This is a genomic window from Simkaniaceae bacterium (genome assembly GCA_021734805.1).
Lineage (GTDB): Bacteria > Chlamydiota > Chlamydiia > Chlamydiales > JACRBE01 > Amphritriteisimkania.
The window spans coordinates 12151-32854 of the sequence record JAIPIG010000007.1; the positions used below are offsets into that span (position 1 = coordinate 12151).

Sequence of the window (20704 nt, forward strand, 5' to 3'; positions counted from 1 at the left end):
CAAATAAAATGAATCAAAAGCCCCCTCTTTCTACTCGTAGCTTAGCGCCCCAAAACCCCTTTAGATCGACTTCGATCCGAATTAAAGAAGCTTCAACACATAATTTAAAGGGAATCGATTTAACAATCGATAAGAATAAGCTGATTGTCTTCACAGGCGTTTCAGGATCGGGAAAGTCTTCTTTAGCTTTTGATACGATCTATGTTGAAGGCCAACGCCGCTACCTCGAATCCCTCTCTACACACATTAAGCGCCGTCTCTCCTCATTTTCAAAGCCGGATGCGGCCCTGATTGAAGGCCTCACCCCAACTATTGCCATTGAGCAAAAAACGGCAGGGAAAAACCCCCGATCCACTGTCGGAACAATGACTGAAATTTATGACTTTATTCGAGTCCTTTTTTCCAAAATCGGTATCAACTACTGTCCTATTTCGAAAGAAAAAGTCGTATCTCAAACACTCACCGAAATTATTGATTCACTTTTAGCAACTCAACTCGATGAACAAATTTACGTTCTCGCCTCCTATGTCAAAGATAAAAAAGGGAGTTTCCAAGAAGATTTTAATGAGTTGAGAAGAAAAGGCTACTCAAGAGTTTTGATTGATCAAGAAATGATGGATCTTTCCGATCCGATCGATCTCGATAAAAATGTTTCCCACACCATTGATATCGTCTTTGATCGACTCAAAGTGAGAAAAGAAGATAAACAACGCCTCACTGAAAGTGTCTCTGCAGCCCTTGAGTTTTCAAAGGGAATTGTCTCAATTTATACCCTTAAAACACGTGAAATTGAACTCTTTTCGACGTTTGCTTATTCTCCTAAGTCAAAGCAGTCTTATCCCCCACTCTATCCCCATGATTTCTCATTCAATCACCCAAGCGGCATGTGCCCTGAATGTGAAGGGCTTGGCCAATCCTTTGAATTTGATTTAGATAAATGTCTTGATCCCGACTTGAGTATTGCCGAAGACTGCTTTTCTCTTGCCGGCTCTTATCAAACAATTTACTGGGGCAATGTTTATAACAACTTAGCAAAAATTTACAACTTCAGTATTAAAACCCCTTTCAAAAAGCTTCCTAAAGAAGGACAAGAAGCTTACCTCTATGGGATCAATAAAAAATGGACTCAAATGCAATTTTATCATCCGGTAAAAAGGAATCGATGGATTGAGTATGTCCATTTTAACGGTGTTCTTGCAGAAGCTAAAAAGCGCTACATGGAGGCAAAATCAGATAAATACCGCTCTTCTATGGAAGCTATGATGACAATGGGAACTTGCCCGGCATGCCATGGCTCTAAAATCAAACCCTATCCCTCTCACACGCGTGTTGGCAATAAAACAGTGTCTGAAATCACAGAACTCGACATAGCCTCTGCTTTAGATTTTTTTAACGCTCTTCAATTGAGTGAAAAAGAACTATTTATAGCGAAGGGATTGCTTCAAGAGATTACACGCCGCCTTGAATTCTTAATGCATGTGGGACTCCACTATTTATCTCTATCGAGAACAGCGCCCACTTTATCGGGAGGTGAATCTCAACGCGTACGGCTTGCTTCGCAAATCGGATCATCGCTCGTTGGCGCCACTTATATTCTTGATGAGCCTTCCATTGGGCTTCATCCACGCGACAATGAAAAACTGATCCAATCCCTCATCGCGCTTAAAGATCAAGGCAATACTATTATTGTCGTTGAACATGATGAAGAGATGATTTTAGCTGCAGATATTATTGTTGATGTTGGTCCCGGCGCCGGGGTGCGTGGCGGCGACATTTTAGTTTGCGGAACGCTTGTTGATCTCATTCAATCCAATGACTCTCTAACAGGGCAATATCTCACGGGAAAAAAAACAATTCATATCCCTAAAAAAAAGAGAAAAACAAAAACCTTTCTAACCTTGAAGGGGGCTGAGCATCATAATCTAAAAAAAATTGATGTCCATTTTCCCTTAGAGACTCTTTTTGCCGTCACCGGTGTTTCCGGATCGGGGAAATCATCATTGATTTCACAAACTCTTTTTCCGGCTCTGCAGAGAAAACTTCATAAAAGTAAGGTTGATGTTGGCAAACACGCATCGATTCACAATATTGAGGCCATTGATAAAGTGATTGCAATCGATCAAACACCCATTGGCCGTACATCGAGATCCAATCCCGCAACCTATATTAAACTCTTTGACGATATTCGGGAACTCTATGCCAAGCTCCCTGAAAGCCGCGCTTACGGATTTAAGGTAGGGCGCTTTAGCTTCAATGTCAAAGAGGGTTCCTGTCCTCATTGCCTCGGTATGGGAATGATTAAAATCGATATGGATTTTATGGAAGATCAAATGGTGACTTGCCCGGGCTGCCTAGGAAGGCAGTTTGATCCCAAAACGCTTTCAATCCTCTATAAGGGCAAGTCGATCTACGATGTCCTCAACATGAGTGTTGAAGAAGCCCTTTCCTTTTTTGAAGATATTCCCCCTATTTTTTCCAAACTCTCTTTATTATCTGAAGTTGGGCTTGACTACATGAAGCTCGGACAACCTTCCACAACTCTAAGTGGTGGAGAGGCTCAGAGAATTAAACTGGCTAAAGAACTTTCAAGACCTGATACGGGCAAGACATTTTATATTCTAGATGAGCCAACGACAGGACTTCACTTTGAAGATATCGATCGACTTCTCAAAATTTTGCAGCGGCTTGTCGAGCATAAAAATACCGTATGCGTTATTGAACACAATATCGACTTTATCAAAGCGTGTGATTATGTGATCGATCTTGGTCCGGAAGGGGGAAGCCAAGGAGGACAACTCCTCTATAGCGGCCCATACGATCAACTTTTGAAACAAGAGAAAAATGAGACTGCAATTCATCTAAGAAAATCAATTGAATTGAATCGCTCACAACTCGCCGACTATATTCGAAACCCAACGCACAAAGAACCTATCCATTTTTTAACAGTAGTTGATGCCGAACAAAATAACCTCAAGAAAGTAAGCACTCAAATTCCCCACAATCAAATCACTGTCTGTACGGGACCTTCGGGTTCGGGGAAAAGCTCTTTTGCTTTTGATACTATCTATGCCGAAGGACAAAGACGCTATATCGAATCGCTCTCCTCATTTGCAAGGGCGCTTGTTCCAATGATGCCTAAACCCAAGGTAGAGAAAATCGATGGACTTGCTGTCAGCATTGCTTTGGAACAATCTAAACATACCGGTAATCCCCGCTCAACTGTGGGAACGATGACGGAAATTTATGACTATTTGCGCCTTCTTTATGCTAAAGAAGGCATTGCATATTGCCCTAAAACAGGCGAAGAAATTAAAGCCATTACAAAAGAATATGTTGCAAATCATCTTCTCAGCTTACCGGCCAAAACAAAAGTACAAATCCTCTCCCCTGTGGAATTGCCCAGCGGGAAATCTTTCCAAGACGAGATTGAGCGCTATAAAAAATTGGGCTTTTTACGCATTCGGTTGAATGGCGATGTGTTCTCCCTCGATGAAGAAATCCATTACCGCCCTCAATTAAAAAACACACTCCAAATCGTTATTGACCGCATTGTTATTAAAGAGGGGATCTACAATCGACTGATTGAAACAATTGAAACGGCTGCACATATCGGAAACCAAAAAGTGATCGCTTCTCTACCCGAAGGCGATATACTATTTAACTTATCTTTTGCGGTGGAAAGCACAGGAGAGTCATATCCCGATATCACACCGCATACGTTTTCATTTAATTCATCAGAGGGAATGTGTCTTGATTGTCAGGGAATTGGAACAATTTGGGGATCCAATTTAACTGAGCATCAACATTTGATGGGCTTTTCAAGTTATGAGCTACTCGCTTGTCTTTGGAAAGATCATGGGACGAAATTCCCCTTTCAAATCTTTACGGCGCTTCTCTATCAGCTTAAAATCGATCCCGATGAACCGCTTGAAAATTTAAATCCCAAACAACTGAATATCATTTTCAAAGGAGATTCCCATCCGGTTAAAGTGCGCAATAGCCATTTTAAATGGATAGGTATTGAAAAAGCATTAGAGCGCTCTGCAAAAATCGCTCGCAGTGATCTTAAAACATCTTTAATTCCACTCATGCAGTCATATACCTGCCCTTCTTGTAGAGGCTCAAGGCTCAATCCCCTAGCTTCTCATGTCAAGCTCAATGGCAAAAAAATGCATGAATTGACTGCAATGGAAACCGATTCGGCCACTCTTTTTTTACAAAACTTGATGCTCAAATCACCAAAAGCAATGAGCGATGTGATGGATCAAATTCTCTCACGCCTTCATTTCCTTTCAAGAATTGGCCTCGGTTATCTCTCGCTCGACCGGTCAGCCCCTACTCTCAGTGGTGGTGAAATGCAGCGCATTAAATTAACGCGCCAGCTCGGCTCCTCGTTATCGGGTTGCATTTATGTTATTGACGAACCAACGATTGGCCTTCATCCCCATAACAATCATCTTCTCAATGAAACCCTTCTTCACTTACGCGATCTGGGGAATACGCTTCTTCTCGTTGAACATGATCCGATGACGCTTCAAATTGCCGATAAAGTGATTGATTTTGGACCCGGAGCCGGGCGGCTCGGTGGAAATATTACCTCAGAAGGTTCTCTTGAAGAGATTAAAAACGACCCTCATTCACTCACCGGAGCTTACTTAAGCGGGCGAAAACAAGTTTTACATATCCCACTTTCAGTACGCTCTTCAAGAAAATTAAACGTTGTCAATGCTCATATCAACAATCTAAAAAATATCAATGTCGAAATCCCCCTTGGATCACTCACTTGTATCACGGGCGTTTCCGGATCAGGCAAATCTTCTCTGATGCATCAGGTCATTAAACCCCTGCTTGCAAAAGCCTTGCAGATGCGCCTAAAAGAGGATCAAATTGATAGTCCCTATGGGATGCTTAAAGGCATTGATGCTCTATCCAAACTCCTCGTTGTCGATCAAAACCCCATTGGCCAAACGATTCGTTCCGATGTATCCACTTACGTCGATCTTCTCACCCCCCTTAGAGGATTTTTTGCGTCCCTGCCCGAAGCAAAAATTCGTGGCTTACAAGCCAAAAACTTTAGTTTTAACCATCTTAAAGGTATGTGCCGTAAGTGCTGGGGACTCGGCGTTAAAACAATAGATCTCAAATACCTGCCGGCCGTCAAAATGATCTGCCCTGACTGCAATGGAAACCGCCTTAACCCCCTCAGCTTGAAAGTCGAATATAAAGGAAAAAACTTAGGGGAAATTTTAAAACTTACAATCGAAGAAGTGATTGAGTTTCTACCTCCTATTCCCAAATTTCAGCAGGGGCTTGAAACCCTTATCGCTATTGGACTCGGCTACCTTAAACTCGGCCAAGAAGTTCAAACTTTATCGGGTGGAGAAGCTCAGAGGCTTCGCCTTGCCAAGGAGCTCTCTAAATCCATTCACTCTAAAACGCTCATTCTTCTCGATGAACCCACAACCGGACTTCATTTTGAAGACATCTCAAAGTTACTGCTTGTCTTTGAAAAAATTTTAGAAAAAAAGGCAACAATCGTCATTGCCGAGCACAATGTCGATCTCATTGCATCCGCATCTCATATTATTGATCTTGGCCCCGATGCCGGAGCCTATGGAGGGGAAGTTCTTTATCAAGGCTCTCTCAAAGGCCTTTATGATTGCCCTCAATCATTGACGGCTCGCTATCTTCCCAAGTCGAGGTAAATAACTCACCTTACGCAAAAATGAAGGGTTATAGAGCGGCTACGGCTTTGCCATATCAATCCTCCCTCGTCGGACATAGCACTTTGGCTATGCCCTCCTCATTCGGACCACTTCGTTTTGATCCGGCTTTGCCTCGCTCGCTCTCTGAACCCTCATTTTTGCGTAAGGTGAGTAATAAATTTATTTCTTGCGAAGGCTATGATCTTTATGCCATAATAGTGACTTGTCGGGGACCTTAGGGGTGACGCAATCCGAATCAGGTCAGGACCGGAAGGTAGCAGCCTTAAAGATAAGGCTTCATGTCCTCAGTGCTCTCCGACTTTTTTTTCATCAAAAATCCCAGCCCAGCCCTACTGTCCACGATAAAAAGATGATATTGACGTCTTTATCAATGGGGGTGATTTTTGTCGTTAAATTGATGTTCGGTGGGGCAAGAGCAGCGCCTCTAAGCAAAATACCGTCTAAACCGAGCCTCCAATTGAATCTCTTCAAAAAATAGCCCGTCAAGTACGTTTCCACCTCGCCTAAATATCCATAATAGAGCTCATGTAAACTTTGATATTTAAGATCTGTCGTTCCATTGTGATCCGTGACGTGATTAACCATACTAATATTGTTACCTAAGACAGCCCCCGTCGCCCGAATTCCCCATGTCATAAAGCTATATGGATTAACCTCGAGACGACCTAGCACTTGGGCCCCCCACATCTGATTATCTGTTTGAACTCTAAAAAAGCTGCTTGCCTGAGTTTGGTAAAAAGTCTCTCTAAAAATTTCATGCACATTAATAAAACGAAGCCCAAAACCATAAGCGACGGCAAAATAATTAATACGGGGAGGGGTGACATAGGTCCAATAATTCCCTTCCATCGTATACATATTTGTTTCATAGTGAAGATGCGCCTTGTTTGCATCGACATAATCGGTATTGTCAAAGTCAATCAATGGTGTTGGAAGGGGATTTGAAGTATTGGCATTTAAATAATAGCCAAGGGCTATATTTGCATCGATATTGGTCTCTTGGTTGTCTTCGATATAAACATCTGAAACAAAGTGTGCGGGAGTTGTAAAACGCCCTTCCATTAAATTTTTTTGATTGGGTTTAATAATGGCCGTAATTCTTCCTACAAATTGCTTGTCTAAGTCGTGTACAAGGGTTTGTGTTCCGACCTGTTTGGTCCCGATTTCACCAAAATATCCATCATAATCGACAAGACTTACCGTATTGAGCTTGGAACGCTTCATCCAGAGCATTTCCCCCTCAATATCATAATAAAATTCCGTATTTGGCGGCTTCAAACCCGTTGTCTCTGCTAACAGCATGGAACATGTAAAGAATAAAGAAATTGTAATAAAAATTTGTTTTGTCATAACTTCTTATGATATTCAGCACTTTGGGCTGTCAAAATTTTTTTATATTTATTTTGGGATGATCAATTTTAGGTTAAAACAAATTTAATTAACCAGTCCACAAAAACAAATATCTAGGGACCTTCGGAGTCAAATTAAACTATTTATTATTATTTTCGTTCGCAAACATCTTACTATCAACAGCCTACACCTACCCTAAGTCACTGTGCTTTAAAGAGTAATACCAAATACCACTTTAAATTAAATCCAATTTATTGTAGAATATTTAAATGATAAATAAATAATAATATAAATATATGCTTTCTTTTCTATCCCTCAATCCACTAGCGCCCCTCCCAATGAGCGAAAGTGTCGGCGCCATGCCACCTTCCTCTCGAGCAGCTATAGATGCTATTCCCTTTTTAGGAGAATCTAAGAGCGATGCGCCTTCACTTTCAGCACGCGCACGCCCTCTCGACATCCCCCTCTCTCCCATCGCTACAAATACAACTGATCGAGCTGATGCCCTTTACAAAGTAAAATACCGTCTCACAGCGCTGATCGTCTACTTTGCCGCTTCTATTATGGTTGGATTCATGGATGAAAATATGGATTTGGTTAACGGAGCACCTGCTTTTGCCGGATCAAAAGAAAAACCCAGTGTCTTTGATCCCCTCCATCCCGAATCTTTTGTCGGTAATTTAAAACGCGCCATTCAAAATAGCCCTCATATTTCTCCTTTTATAAGACCCATTATCATTGCTGTTTTAGAACCCTTTTTTAATTACTGCTTAACGGCAATGGATCTCGTCGGCTCTGAGTTTTACCACGCCCTCATCAAAAAAGATATTATAGAAGAATTCTTGCGCGGCTCAGACACACAAATTGGAGCCCGCTTATTTGAATCCTTAAATGATCTTTTTATCCCTGTTTTATCATCATTTACCCAGATTGAAAAACTCGATAAAAGTCAGCTGAAAAAAACCGATACTTGTCATTTTGCAGAAAAAAGAAAAATTGGAGAAACGATCCTCCATATTTTAACACAATCACATGATCCGGATGATTTTTTATATGATGCGGCAAAATCAGAACTGCCTGATTTAGATAGCCATTATTCTCAAGCAGCAAAAAATATTTTACAGGACCAAGGCTTTTCAGAAGAGATTATCAACCGCTACTTGAGCGATCGATCAAAAACCGTATTACCCATGGCAATGCGTAAAAGTATTGCACAGAAATGGGGGATTTCCCACGGAGAATGGGAAATCTTTAACTCTATTGCTATTGATCATTTGCTTGGTAAAGCCGGTGATCTCAGCGCATATCGAGACCATAGACAATTCAATTCACTTAAACTCACACTTCTCGCCAGAAATACCACGGCAAAAAATCCGATTAAATTGCCTGATAGCGTTGAAGACCTCTCAGACGCACAATTCATCGAACTTGCGCTGAAACAATACGATTCTCTTAAATCCATTACCGAAACGCACTATCAGCATATCGAAAGACGCATCATCAAAGAGCAAGTTCATTTAGCGACAGTCGCTCAGGCAGCCGGCTCCGCTGAAGACCCCTCCAAAGCATACGATCATATCCGCACTACAATTTGGGATAAACAAATCGTCTTGGTTCTAAGTGATTTTGCTGAGGAAAATGACAAGGATTTATCTGAACTCAAGGAAGAGTTTGATTTGAGATATGAAGAAGAAATCTCTAAAACATCTCTCTTTCAAGAAGCAATGGATATCTTTGGGCTCAACCTAACTGAAGAACAAGTTAACTCTGTCCCTAGAGATGAAACTTTAGGACCTCTTGTCAAAGAGAAAACAAATGCGCTCTATAAAAATCTCTGCGAAACCTTTTTAAATCGCTTTCTTTCAAAGAATATTCAATTTTCAACCCCTCCTAAGGTCATTGCACAATCTGTTTACGCCTACTTTGCCGCACCGGAAGGCGCTCAACCCATTGTTGCATTCATTAGAAATTTTATTGCCGTCATCTTTTCTACGATTGCCTATTACTATCAGCTCGTAGAGGCACCTATCCAAAACCTCGTGATTAACTTCCTTTTAAAACAATTTTTAAAAGAAAATCTTGTGACCATCATGAGCTCCATTTTTATGACGCTCACTCAATCGATATCGAATAAAAATGGTCTTCACGGCCCTATTTATGAATTGCTTAATCAAGTATTGACACCCTCTCTAGAATCGGAATCCGGCTCTGATAGCCCATCCGACGCAACAGCGATTGAACCCCCTGCTCATTCCCTTAAGGAATTACAACCCGTTATCGATCAAGTCATGCTACTTTTAGACCAAATGTTAGACACATTAAAATCTGATTCCGGATGGATGGATGCCGGAATTTGGTCACTTATTTGTCGATATAAGGAATTCATTGCAACGGCTATTGCCCAATCAGTTGTTTCTCATATTAGTCACCGCTCCGAGTATTTAGAATCGGTAGAGAAGCCTATTTTAAAGACTGTTTCCGATATGTTCGATACATGGGATGATCAATATGGCGATGATGCCGCACGTATTGATATGCGTAGACAGCACGATAAATTTTATCGAGAAACACTACCAAATACTCTAAAAAACTTAGCTCCTAAAATAGCTGCCTCAACGGTTTCTAAAATGTCAAGCTATCTTCCGGAGTGTGCCGTATCTACTCATGAGAGCATTAGCTCAACACTATCCGGATTCATTCCAACTTGGGTAAGCTCAGCAATCACCGGAATTGGAAAATCCCTGTCAGATGGGGCAGTCTCACAAGTTTCACCTATGATCGAATCAAGCATTCAACGCTCCCTAAAGATGTTTCTCAATCCGGCAAGCGTAAGCGCAATGATTCACAAGGGAACCCAATACTTGCAAGAATCAATGCATTTATCTGCAGTCAAAGTACGCGCAATCGAGGCCCGTTGCTCAGACTCTTCTATCTTCGAATGTATGATTGAAGAGCGCGAAGCCATCGATGCCGGACTAGATCGACGCGCTAACCCGCTCACCCGAATCACACAAGCAGTATATACCGGGAGTGATTCAAGAGTTGGAATTTTTAGAAGCCGGCTATAGCGATGGTCGATCGGGCCGAAGGCCCTTTACCGAAAGGGCGCGCTATTGACAATAGGCAGAGGTGAGGTAAATCGACCAAGCGGGGATGCCGGCGACAAAAAAAACAACTCTTGAATGACGAGCGGTATAGATTAGTTAAGCCAACGTTTGATTTGAACAAAGGCTAAATCCAGATCAATCGAATGCATACAATCCCCCGTTTCACATGTGCGCAAAAAAGGGCACCGCTTCACAAATTGCACTTGGTAAGGACAAGGTCCTTGATATGCCATATGCTCTTTCCCAAGAGGATTATAAATTTGGGCATTGGACGGACCAAAAAAAGCAAATGTTTTTAATCGAAGATGGGCAGCGAGATGAAGTGCTGCAGAATCCATGCTGATGACACCCCGGCATTTTGACATTAAATATTGCCAAAGTGGAATGGATAGATTTCCAACAACTTGGGCCTGAGAGCTAAAAATAAGCCCTAACTGCTTAGCCAGTAGTTTTTCTTCTTCACTTTTATAAATGAAGATAAAATGAACCTGATATTCTTTTGCAATGGATTTGAGGAGGGCAATCAAATGTCTTTTTTTCATCCGTTTATTTTTCCAATTTGAGCCAAAGCAAATCATTAGACAATTGATGGGGATTTCTATCCTTGTTTGAGACAAAAAATCAATATCGGATTGCGATAAATTAAGACGTATTTTGGGAAAAACATACTCCTCTCGATCTTTGAAATATTGCTGTAAGATAGAAAGATACTGATGCACAATAGGCTCATCCTTTTGCACCGGATAACGATGAGTCATGGTAAGGGCATGAGGCCATTCCGGAGCAGAGCGAAATTCATACCCCGCTTTGATTGGAGCCTGAATAAATAAAGAAATAATGGAGGATTTAATATTCCCCTGCAAATCGAAAAGAAGATCATACTTTAAAGACTTAAGTCGAGCAATGTCTTTAAGGATCTTTTTGAATGAGGTATTTCTTAAATGCTTGGTATCGACATCAATTACACTGTCAACATGAGGATGACTTTCAACAATATCTTTAAACCTCGTATCGCAGAGCCAGTGGACAATAGCTCCGGGATGCTTCTTTTTAATATAATCTACGGCAAAAAAAGTCTGTAAAATATCCCCTATTGAAGACATTTTAACAATTAAGACCTTCATACCTCAATCCCCCAGCGGTGCATCGCGTGGGTAAAGTCAAGTGGAAGAGCCGATTGAATGTGAATCATCTCATTTTTGATAGGATGTATAAATTTTAAGCTTGCCGCATGAAGCATCATGCGCGATGCCATCTGCTTGGCACTGCCATATTGACTATCCCCCAAAATGGAAAGACCTATGGAAGTAAGGTGGACTCGAATTTGATGTGTTCTTCCCGTATGAGGATAACACTCTAATAAAGCAATATCTCTCTTTTGATGGATCACTCGATATTCAGTTTTTGCCGATTTAGAGGTCTCAGATTGCCTGAGTCCCATGACTTTACTTCCGCCCGACTGCGTTAGAATATCGATTTCTCCCTCTATAACCCCGGCCTCTTTTTTTAGATCACCTTGGACAAGCGTCACATATGTCTTATTCATTTGACGGTTAAAGAAAAGCCCTTCTAGAGCCTGTTTGACCTCTTCTTTTTTAGCGAGGAGAAGAACCCCGGTTGTTTCCTTATCTAATCGATGAACCATGTGATATGGGGCGCCTAATGAACGATGAATATTCATAGGATCGACAACCCAAAAAGGAGGTTTATCTATAGCAATCAGATCTTCATCTTCAAAAAGAACTTCAAGTGGCTTTTTATTCAGGCGATTGAGATCAAAAGTCACTCGATCGCCTACCTTGAGAACCCTAGAAGCAAAGGTCTCAATATGACCGTTGACTCGGCAGGCTTTTTTTTCTAAAGCCCTTTTAATCTCTTTTTTTGAATATGTAGCGAGCTGCGTCATATGCAAAAAAGCAACCAAAGAGACATTTTCCTTATCAACCCTTAAATGAATCAATGAGCCGCTCATTTTAGAACCTATTTAAAATCTTGGATGACATTCTTTTATACCGGGAGTGATTCAAGAGTTGGAATTTTTAGAAGCCGGCGCGCCGATGGTCGATCAGGCCGAAGGCCTTTTGACCCGAGCCGCTGCGCTATTGACAATAGGCAGAGGCGAGGTCAAATCGACCAAGCGGGGAGCCGGCTTCTAAAAATTCCAACTCTTGAATCACGAGCGATATAAATAGCTTCTTAGAAAGGGATGTCATCATCCGAAAATGTATGGGCCATGTCTTGCTGACCTTGTCCCTGCTCGGGCTGGTCATAGTAAGAATAATTCATATCAGATGTATTGCCATGATTCGTTTCTTGATGATGGCTCTGCACAGGTGCTCTAGAAAAATTTTGGTTTGTTGATCCACCCTCTTGGTTGCGATCTCCTCGACCAAACGGACTAAAAGAGAGCGTTTGCGCCGTCACATTCAGTGATACCTGCGGATTTCCCTCTTTGTCTTTAAAGATTTCCGGCTTTGATAATTCGCCATGGACGATAACAGGGCTACCTTTTTTAAGATAAGAAATCATCTTATCAAATTGCTCACCCCAGACAGTGACTCTCCACCAAATTGTCTCATCTTTGCCACCACGGCGAACATTCCCTGCAACTCGAAATGCAGTCACTTTGGCTCCACCGGATGTAAAGCGTACTTCTGGATCATTTCCCAAATGACCGGCGATCATGATGTGATTCATATTTTTACCTCTTCAATAGTTGGCATTTTCTCGCTGACTTCTGATCTATCTCAATACGAGATATCATAACTTACATAAGCTATGAATTGATTCACAAAGTATAAGAATAGGGAATTGAAGTATTATTCACAAGAAACTACATTCTCGGAGTAACGATTCGCCTCTCTTGCATCATGTATTTTCCCGCACGATCTTTGTAGGAGGTGAGACAAGCCTCTTGCGCCTTGAAAAAAAGAACCTGGGCAAGCCCTTCATTTGCATAGACTTTAGCGGGAAGCGGCGTCGTATTTGAAATCTCCAATGTCACATAACCCTCCCATTCAGGTTCAAAAGGGGTTACATTGACAATAATACCACAACGGGCATACGTCGACTTTCCAATACACATTGTGAGAACATCACGGGGAATGCGAAAATACTCAACACTCACTGCTAAAGCAAATGAATTAGGAGGAATAATACATTCATCTCCTTCAATATCAACAAACGAGTTTTCTTTAAACGCTTTGGGATCAACAATTGAATTATACACATTGGTAAACACCTTAAATTGGTTCCCAACACGCAAATCATACCCATAAGAAGAGAGCCCAAAACTAACAACGCGCGCGCCATTGACTTCGCGAACCAGCTCCTCACAGAACGGCTCGATCATCCCATGCTCAAGCGCCATTTTTTTAATCCATTTATCTGACTGAATACTCATTTTCACTCCTTTAATGAACGGAGGCCAAGCTGGCCAATCCCCCTGCTTCGGCCGGGAGCTCAAGCGGCAGCCATTGATAGCCAATATTCCTTGAACCCGTCAAAAAATCTCCTCTATTTCATGGAGGGGATTTTTTTAATAACTCACTTCATTATCTCGATAAGGCTATCGAAAAAACTGTTTTCCTGCTAGTGTTTAATTGCAAAAGCCTCGAGCTTATTTTAATCAGGTTTTTCTGTCTGATGGTCTGTAAAAGTTCAGGGTAGACTTGAGTGAGTCACTCTGAACTTTTACAGATCGTCAGGCGGGAAAAGATGATCAAAATAAGCCGGCGGATTTTTGCAATTAAACACTATTGTTTAATTGCAAAAGCCTCGAGCTTATTTTGATCAGATTTATCCCAAAAAAGAGTACTTATAATGGATTCCCAAGAACACTCTATTGCAGAATTTAACGAAAGAGATCAACAATTTGATTCTCAGCTGAGACCCTCATACCTCAATGAGTTTATCGGCCACTCACAAGTAAAAGAGCGTCTCGACGTATTTGTCCGCGCCGCCAAAGAGCGCAATGAACACCTTGGGCATACTCTTTTCTATGGTCCGCCGGGACTTGGTAAAACAACGCTTGCTAATATTTTAGCAAAAGAAATGGGAACACATCTTGTCATTACTTCCGGCCCTGCCCTTGAAAAAGCCGGTGACCTAGCGGGTCTTTTAACAAATCTACAAGAAGGCGATATCATCTTTATCGATGAGATTCACGCCTTATCGCGCAATATTGAAGAATACCTTTATCCCGCCCTTGAAAATTACTCCCTCGATTTACTGATCGATTCAGGAACAAATGCGCGCAGTGTCCGCGTCACGCTAAATCCCTTTACTCTTATTGGCGCTACCACGCGTGTTGGCCTTTTAAGCTCTCCTCTGCGCTCGCGCTTTAACTTCGTTGCACGCCTTGACTATTATACCCCCCTTGAACTCAAAGAAATTATTTGCCGCTCAAGCCGCATCCTCAACCTCAATATTGAAGAGGAAGGAGCCATTGAAATCTCAGGAAGATCGCGGGGAACACCCCGTATCGCCAACAATCTTCTCAAATGGGTTCGCGATTATGCCCAAATTAAAAACCAAGGCCGGGCTGATAAAATTGCTGTCAAAAAAGCGCTTGATATGTTAGCCATTGATCATAAAGGTTTAGATGAAATGGACAAGAAAATTCTCCAGGTAATGATCGAGCATTATAATGGTGGCCCCGTTGGGATAAAAACCCTATCGGCTGCTGTTGGTGAAGAGATGCAAACAATTAGCGATGTCTATGAGCCCTATTTATTGATGCAGGGGTTTATTAAGCGCACTCTTCGTGGCCGAGAAGCCACACCACTCGCTTACAGGCACCTGGGAATGATACGCAAATAAATTTGTTAGGATAAATCAATGATACAATTGCGCAATTCTCTTTGTAGAGTGTTTACCATATTAAATATGACCCTTATATTCAGTGCATTTGCTGAAAAAACCGACGAGCATACCAATGAGAAGCCGGCATCTATTAAAGTTCTCGTACTACAAAACTCTGAAGGAGCTTTAATTGAAATCAAAGAGGGGTTTTCCATTTTTGATTTAAAAACCGGTAAAACTCTTTACACATCCTCGTCAGAAAAACGCCATTTCTTATTTCCTCAAAAAATGGGAATGAAGTGGGGAAATTCCTTCGATCACACTTATCAATTGCGTATTGTACCCAAAGATCCGGCTACGACCTTTCTCGTGAATGGCACCGAATTTTTCGGATCGCTTGAAGTCCATTATATCGATGACATTTTATATTTCATCAACGACACGGATATCGAACTCTACATTAAATCCCGCCTTGCCTCTCGTTTTGCAGATGAAATGATCTCCTTCCCGGCATTAGAAGCCCTTGCTATTACCGAGAGAACAAAAGCCTACTTTCTTGCCACTAAAAACATGGATTGCCTTTGGCATGTCGATGGGATTGAGGAAAATTATTTCGGCACAGTCATGACAAAACTCTCTTCAGAAATCGATCTCTCCGTCGATGCGACAAAATACGTCATCATGACATATAAAGGGGGGGCTTTCCCCGCAGAAGTTACCAAAAATTCTGCCGGACGCACCGCAAGTTATAAGGGAATTTACCGAAAAGAGGCCTCTTCCCCTGAAGGAGTTGAATCTCCCATCGCCCGTAAAAACCGTATGGCCTCTTCTTGGGGATTTAAAATGCATCGGGATGATTTAGCAAATCTAATGCAAATCGATCAAATTACGGGGATTGATCTATTTGTCGATAATGCCTCTAGTCGCGTTTATGCCCTTCGAGTCAAAGGCAAGAATCAAACAAAAGACATTAGCTTGCTTGCACTGCAAAAAAAACTCGGTGAAGACCAATTAAAAAGTAATGATTTTACAATTACACTCGAGCAAAACACGATTTTATTTGAAGGCTATGGAGAAGGACTTGGAGCCGGCTTATGCTTATTTAGCGCAAACTACCTTGCCCGCAATGGAGAAAAAGCCACCCAAATTTTAAGTGATTTTTTTCCCCTCACCCATCTCGCACAAATGAAAGGTTTAACAGAATTTAATTTACATACTCTTAAGTAGGAGAAATATGATGACTCACCCTTTCACTTCAAAAAGACGAGCTAAGGCGATCTCTTCTGCTCTATTTCTCTTTGGACTTGCATTCATTGTCTATTTTAAATCGTGGTGGCCGGGCATTATGCTTGCCATAGGGATTCCCCTTGCCGTGAGACAAGCTCTACTTGGCCGTTATTATGATATGTTTATCTCTCTTTTTGTTTTCGTGGGTGTCTTTATCACCGCCCACTTCAATGTTTCATGGGAAATCCTACTCCCGGTTGTTCTCATCGTTTCAGCCATTTATCTTCTGGGAAAAGAACTTTTTGAAAGCAGAACTCCCGATGAAGATGAAAGAGAAGAAGACCTCAACCACGAAATCGAAGAAGATCAAGAAGCTTCACATCCTGAATAGGGAATTTTTTTGATGGTTTAAGCCTCCGCTCAAGCAAAATAGTCGAGGTGCATGACCTGCTTAACTCTTTTTAACGTATCCGCAGCTTTTTCTCGCGCTACTTCAGTCCCCTTTTTGAGGATTTTAAGAACGTCGCCTTTATTTTTTTCAATTTCAGCTCTTTTGCGTTGAATCGGTTTTAGAAACTCAACAAGAACTTCAGCAAGATATTTTTTTAGCACTCCATCGCCAAGGCCACCTCGCGCATAATGCGCCTTCAATTCATCGAGCCTCTCAATATCGGAACAAAAACAATCGAGATAAATAAAGACAGGATTTCCTTCCACCTGACCCGGATCTTCAATATTGACGTGATTGGGATCGCTCGTCATTTTTTTGATCTTTTTCACTACCGAGTCGGGATCTTCGGATAGATAAATTGCATTGCCTAGGGTCTTACTCATTTTATTCGAACCGTCAATGCCGGGAAGGCGAGCTATTTTCGGAACATGAGCCTCGACTTCTTTTAATACATCGCACTTGTAGATGCGGTTGAATGAACGGACAATTTCATTTGTCTGCTCAATCATGGGCCTTTGATCTTCACCGACAGGAACCAGATCGGCATGGAAGGCAGTAATATCGGCAGCCTGAAACACGGGATAGGTCATAAACCCCGCAGGAATCCCCTCTTTGAACCCCTTTTGTCTAATTTCCGCTTTGACCGTTGGATTGTGCTGCAAGCGATTCCATGTCACAAGATTAAGAAAATACATGGCCAATTCATGAATTTCGGGAATCATAGATTGAATAAAGATCGTTGTCTCTTTGGGATTGATTCCGACAGAGAGGTAGTCCATAGCAACTTCGAGAACATGTTCGCGCACTTTTTCAGGCTCACTGTAGTGATCCGTAAGCGCTTGTGCATCTGCAATCATGACATATTGTTCATAGTTGCTCTGCAAATCAACACGGGCCTTAAGAGATCCGACATAGTGACCTAAGTGCAATTTACCGGTCGGCCGGTCTCCCGTGAGAATAATTTTTTTTCGCGACACCTTACTTACACCTTATTTAACTTGAGCGGGAGTATACTCATCTGTTTTTTTTCAAACAATGCTGAAAAATATCAATTATTTATGTTATACCCAAATACATGGAATCAATTGGGATTTATACAATTAAGAACCTCATTGCCAAGGGGGGAATGGGCGAAGTTTTCCTCGCCCATGATCCGACTTGCGAGCGCGTTGTTGCCTTAAAGCGCATACGCAGTGAATATCTCAAATATGAATCGGTTAAGCAGCGGTTTTTAAAAGAAGCTAAAATTGCCGCTCAGCTCTCTCACCCGTCCATTATCCCCATTTATTTTATCCATCAGGAAGAAAATGAAGCCTATTATACGATGCCCTTTATTGAAGGAGACTCTCTCAAGGAAATTTTAAAAAACACCATTGAAAGAGAAAAAAATAGCGAATCCCCTCATCCTATTGGCTCATCTATCGGTTCATTGGTCAGGATTTTCCTCAATGTATGCCAAGCCATTTCATTTGCCCATTCTAAAAAAATTATCCATCGGGATTTAAAACCCGGTAATATTATGGTCGGAAAGTTTGGCCAAGTTCTGATTTTAGACTGGGGATTGGCAAAATATCTGATCGAAGACTATGAGCTTGAAGAAGACATCGAAATCCCCGATAGTATCCCCCATGAGTTGACAAGACCCGGCAAAGCCGTTGGAACTCTCACCTATATGGCACCTGAACGGGCATTTAGTCATCCCGCAAGTATCCAATCCGACATCTATGCTTTGGGAGTGATTCTCTATCAACTTCTCACGCTAAAAACACCCTTTAGACGGAAATCCCTATCTGAATTTAGAAAAAACGCAAAATATGAGCGTCTTATTGATCCGATTGAAGCGGCTCCGGAAAGAGATATTCCACTCCAGCTCAGTGAAATCATTAAAAAATGCTTAGCATTCCATCCCGAAGAGCGCTACCAACATGTCTCTGAACTCATTCACGCCTTAGAACACTATATTGAGGGCAAACCCGATTGGATCTTTCAAAACCAATTTGCCATTGACGACAAAGAGATTTGGGAATTCCAAGAAAATATCCTTCTTAGCCGTAATGTCGCGCTCACACGCAGCAGCGAAATGATGCAGTGGGTCATGCTGATGATTTCCAAAGGGAGTTATACGGGAAATTTTAAGATAGAAGCCGATTTGGCTGTCAGTTATTCATCTCAAGGTATTGGCCTACTATTTTGTATTCCGGAAGCGGCATCGCGAAGAGAACTGGAAGAAGGGTATTGTTTGTGGATTGGAACAAAAAAGAATCCGGGTATCCGGCTTTATCGATCGAACATCGAAGTCCTCAATATTTCTGAAGTTTCAATTAAAAAAGGAAAGTCTTATCACCTTGTTATTGAAAAAATTGAAAACCGGGTCAGCTTATTTTTAGACGGACAACTCGTCTTAAACTTTGTCGGCTATATCCCGATTGTTGGATCCCATATCGGACTTGTATGTAAAGACATGGATTTCAAAATTGAAAATTGGAATGTTTATGTCGGATCGCAATCGGCAATGATCAACTGCTTAAGTGTCCCCGATGCCTTTTTAGCTTCTAAGGATTTTCATAAAGCCTTTCAAGAGTATCAACGGATCGCTCAATCTTTTAAAGGAAGAGCTGAAGGAAGAGAGGCTGTTTTTAGAGCAGGAGTCACACTTCTTGAAAAAGCAAAAGAAACTCAAAATACGGCTGAGCGCCAAAAATGTCTGAATCAATCCAATTTCGAATTTGAAAAACTTGAAAAAACCTCAGGTGCGCCTCTTGAATACTTAGGGAAATCAATGATCTATAAGCTCGATCATGACATTGAGGAGGAGATTAAATGCTTAGAACTTGGCCTGAGAAAATATCCTCGCCATCCTCTTATCCATATGCTTCAAGAGCAAATCATCTTTCGCATGCACGAAACAACGCGCATGGATCGAAAACAAACGTACGCCTTTGCTCTTTTAGCGCTGCATTTTTTTCCGGATGCCCTCAAATCTAAAGAAACTCTTTTTTTCTTTAAAAGCATTGAAAAAAACATTGAACTGATCTCGCTTTTTCTAAAACCACCCTATTTCAAAACAGAAAAAGAACGCTTTGTTTATCTTACCATTCGGCTCAGTCTTTGGATGAAGAAAAAAACTTATATCAATGAAATCCTCTATCGCCTCGAAGAACCCATAGCCTACCCTGAAATCATCATTGGCAATTGCTTGTTTTCCCTTCTTTACCTGCACGCTTATGAAGATGTTGCCGTGGCACTTGAGCGTATTGAAAGCTCAAACTACAGCGATAATGCCAAAATAGACTATCTCATTGGCCTTGTGAAAATTTGTTATCAAGCCAACTGCCTACCTAAATTCGGAAATATGAGCCCCAGTCCATATACTCAGATTTTTGATAGCGCGAAGAGTCAATATTCAGATGATCCAACACAACCTTATGGGAAACACAGGCTAACCAACTCCCTCGATCAATTATCAAAATTTATCAATGGTCCCATTGGGAAAATGGAAATTGAAGCTATATATTATCTATATGATGCTTTTCTCCCCCATATTTCTTCCAATGAATGGGCCCCTTTTTCCTCATTCATCGATCAATTAAAAATCTCCTCAAAATACCGCGAATCGATTGATATCTTACATGTTAAAATTCTACTGCTCTTAAAAGACTTTCATCGCGCTCGCTCAATTTTAGAGCGTTATCCATCAGAGGTTACCCATCCCCTTTCCCACTTCTATGCACCTTACGCGATTTATCTTATGGCAACAGATGGAAAAAAAAGACTCATTGAATCCTATCGCCAACTCATTGAACTTCCCCATCCTCCTGTGACGGCGCTTCTGGCTCACTATGTCTCAAAATATATCGATATTAAAGGGAAATGGGCAGATCAAGCCCTCTTTCTAGAAAAAAGATCCCTCTATGAACAACTCTATATCATGTATATTGCCACTAATAAAAAAAACAAAGCCCTGATGATCCAATCCCTTATGAAAAATTAAGAAATCAACCACTTTGACAATCCATTGATAATTTGCTATGATTTTTTAC

The 20704-nt window shown here is 41.4% G+C and carries 12 protein-coding genes and 1 other RNA gene; 7 read left to right on the forward strand and 6 right to left on the reverse strand.

Translation table 11 applies throughout. From position 1 onward, the window contains the following. Window positions 1-8 precede the first annotated feature (8 nt). Both uvrA and ffs read left to right on the forward strand, forming a co-directional pair. Window positions 9-5705 (forward strand): excinuclease ABC subunit UvrA, encoded by a 5697-nt coding sequence (gene uvrA / locus K9M07_02210; protein MCF7852036.1) that lies wholly within the window; start codon window positions 9-11, stop codon window positions 5703-5705. A gap of 225 nt (window positions 5706-5930) precedes the next feature. Next, window positions 5931-6028, forward strand: an RNA gene (ffs, locus tag K9M07_02215) — signal recognition particle sRNA small type. A 7-nt stretch (window positions 6029-6035) separates the two neighbouring features. On the opposite strand, the gene K9M07_02220 is transcribed toward ffs, so the two are convergent. Further along, complete coding sequence (locus K9M07_02220) at window positions 6036-7076, reverse strand: hypothetical protein (protein MCF7852037.1); 1041 nt, start codon at window positions 7074-7076, stop codon at window positions 6036-6038. 338 nt (window positions 7077-7414) lie between these two features. Between K9M07_02220 and K9M07_02225 the strand changes: the two genes are divergently transcribed. Next, window positions 7415-10144, forward strand: a complete 2730-nt coding sequence (locus K9M07_02225; GenBank protein ID MCF7852038.1) for a hypothetical protein — start codon at window positions 7415-7417, stop codon at window positions 10142-10144. 131 nt (window positions 10145-10275) lie between these two features. Here K9M07_02225 and K9M07_02230 read toward each other — a convergent pair whose 3' ends face one another. The 4 genes from K9M07_02230 to dcd all read right to left on the reverse strand — a co-directional run bounded on the left by K9M07_02230 (window position 10276) and on the right by dcd (window position 13586). Then, on the reverse strand, window positions 10276-11307 hold the full coding sequence (locus K9M07_02230; GenBank protein MCF7852039.1) for a glycosyltransferase family 9 protein: 1032 nt from the start codon (window positions 11305-11307) through the stop codon (window positions 10276-10278). Further along, on the reverse strand, window positions 11304-12155 hold the full coding sequence (locus K9M07_02235; protein ID MCF7852040.1) for an RluA family pseudouridine synthase: 852 nt from the start codon (window positions 12153-12155) through the stop codon (window positions 11304-11306). The genes K9M07_02230 and K9M07_02235 overlap by 4 nt, the downstream gene beginning before the upstream one ends. 224 nt (window positions 12156-12379) lie before the next feature. Then, window positions 12380-12880: a single-stranded DNA-binding protein gene (ssb, locus tag K9M07_02240; protein ID MCF7852041.1), complete on the reverse strand. Its 501-nt coding sequence runs from the start codon at window positions 12878-12880 to the stop codon at window positions 12380-12382. A gap of 136 nt (window positions 12881-13016) precedes the next feature. Further along, on the reverse strand, window positions 13017-13586 hold the full coding sequence (gene dcd / locus K9M07_02245; protein MCF7852042.1) for a dCTP deaminase: 570 nt from the start codon (window positions 13584-13586) through the stop codon (window positions 13017-13019). A gap of 419 nt (window positions 13587-14005) precedes the next feature. On the opposite strand from dcd, the gene ruvB reads away from it, so the two are divergent. Genes ruvB through K9M07_02260 form a run of 3 tightly spaced genes read left to right on the forward strand, consistent with a single transcriptional unit; the run spans window position 14006 to window position 16604 of the window. Continuing rightward, entirely contained in the window at window positions 14006-15004 is a 999-nt protein-coding gene (gene ruvB, locus K9M07_02250; protein ID MCF7852043.1) for a Holliday junction branch migration DNA helicase RuvB, read from the forward strand. 18 nt (window positions 15005-15022) lie between these two features. After that, window positions 15023-16213 (forward strand): hypothetical protein, encoded by a 1191-nt coding sequence (locus K9M07_02255; GenBank protein ID MCF7852044.1) that lies wholly within the window; start codon window positions 15023-15025, stop codon window positions 16211-16213. A 7-nt stretch (window positions 16214-16220) separates the two neighbouring features. Further along, entirely contained in the window at window positions 16221-16604 is a 384-nt protein-coding gene (locus K9M07_02260) for a hypothetical protein (protein ID MCF7852045.1), read from the forward strand. Between the two features lie 29 nt (window positions 16605-16633). Here the strand turns inward: K9M07_02260 and trpS are convergent, their stop codons facing one another. Then, on the reverse strand, window positions 16634-17641 hold the full coding sequence (gene trpS, locus K9M07_02265; GenBank protein ID MCF7852046.1) for a tryptophan--tRNA ligase: 1008 nt from the start codon (window positions 17639-17641) through the stop codon (window positions 16634-16636). A gap of 149 nt (window positions 17642-17790) precedes the next feature. On the opposite strand from trpS, the gene K9M07_02270 reads away from it, so the two are divergent. Beyond that, window positions 17791-20655: a protein kinase gene (locus K9M07_02270; protein ID MCF7852047.1), complete on the forward strand. Its 2865-nt coding sequence runs from the start codon at window positions 17791-17793 to the stop codon at window positions 20653-20655. Window positions 20656-20704: the final 49 nt, after the last annotated feature.

What these genes read in the sequence shown, in the direction of transcription:
- uvrA (MCF7852036.1), top strand. Translation starts at nt 9, where the DNA reads ATGAATCAAAAGCCCCCTCTTTCTACTCGTAGCTTAGCGCCCCAAAAC.
- K9M07_02220 (MCF7852037.1), bottom strand. Translation starts at nt 7,076, where the DNA reads ATGACAAAACAAATTTTTATTACAATTTCTTTATTCTTTACATGTTCC.
- K9M07_02225 (MCF7852038.1), top strand. Translation starts at nt 7,415, where the DNA reads ATGAGCGAAAGTGTCGGCGCCATGCCACCTTCCTCTCGAGCAGCTATA.
- K9M07_02230 (MCF7852039.1), bottom strand. Translation starts at nt 11,307, where the DNA reads ATGAAGGTCTTAATTGTTAAAATGTCTTCAATAGGGGATATTTTACAG.
- K9M07_02235 (MCF7852040.1), bottom strand. Translation starts at nt 12,155, where the DNA reads ATGAGCGGCTCATTGATTCATTTAAGGGTTGATAAGGAAAATGTCTCT.
- ssb (MCF7852041.1), bottom strand. Translation starts at nt 12,880, where the DNA reads ATGAATCACATCATGATCGCCGGTCATTTGGGAAATGATCCAGAAGTA.
- dcd (MCF7852042.1), bottom strand. Translation starts at nt 13,586, where the DNA reads ATGAGTATTCAGTCAGATAAATGGATTAAAAAAATGGCGCTTGAGCAT.
- ruvB (MCF7852043.1), top strand. Translation starts at nt 14,006, where the DNA reads ATGGATTCCCAAGAACACTCTATTGCAGAATTTAACGAAAGAGATCAA.
- K9M07_02255 (MCF7852044.1), top strand. Translation starts at nt 15,023, where the DNA reads ATGATACAATTGCGCAATTCTCTTTGTAGAGTGTTTACCATATTAAAT.
- K9M07_02260 (MCF7852045.1), top strand. Translation starts at nt 16,221, where the DNA reads ATGATGACTCACCCTTTCACTTCAAAAAGACGAGCTAAGGCGATCTCT.
- K9M07_02270 (MCF7852047.1), top strand. Translation starts at nt 17,791, where the DNA reads ATGGGCGAAGTTTTCCTCGCCCATGATCCGACTTGCGAGCGCGTTGTT.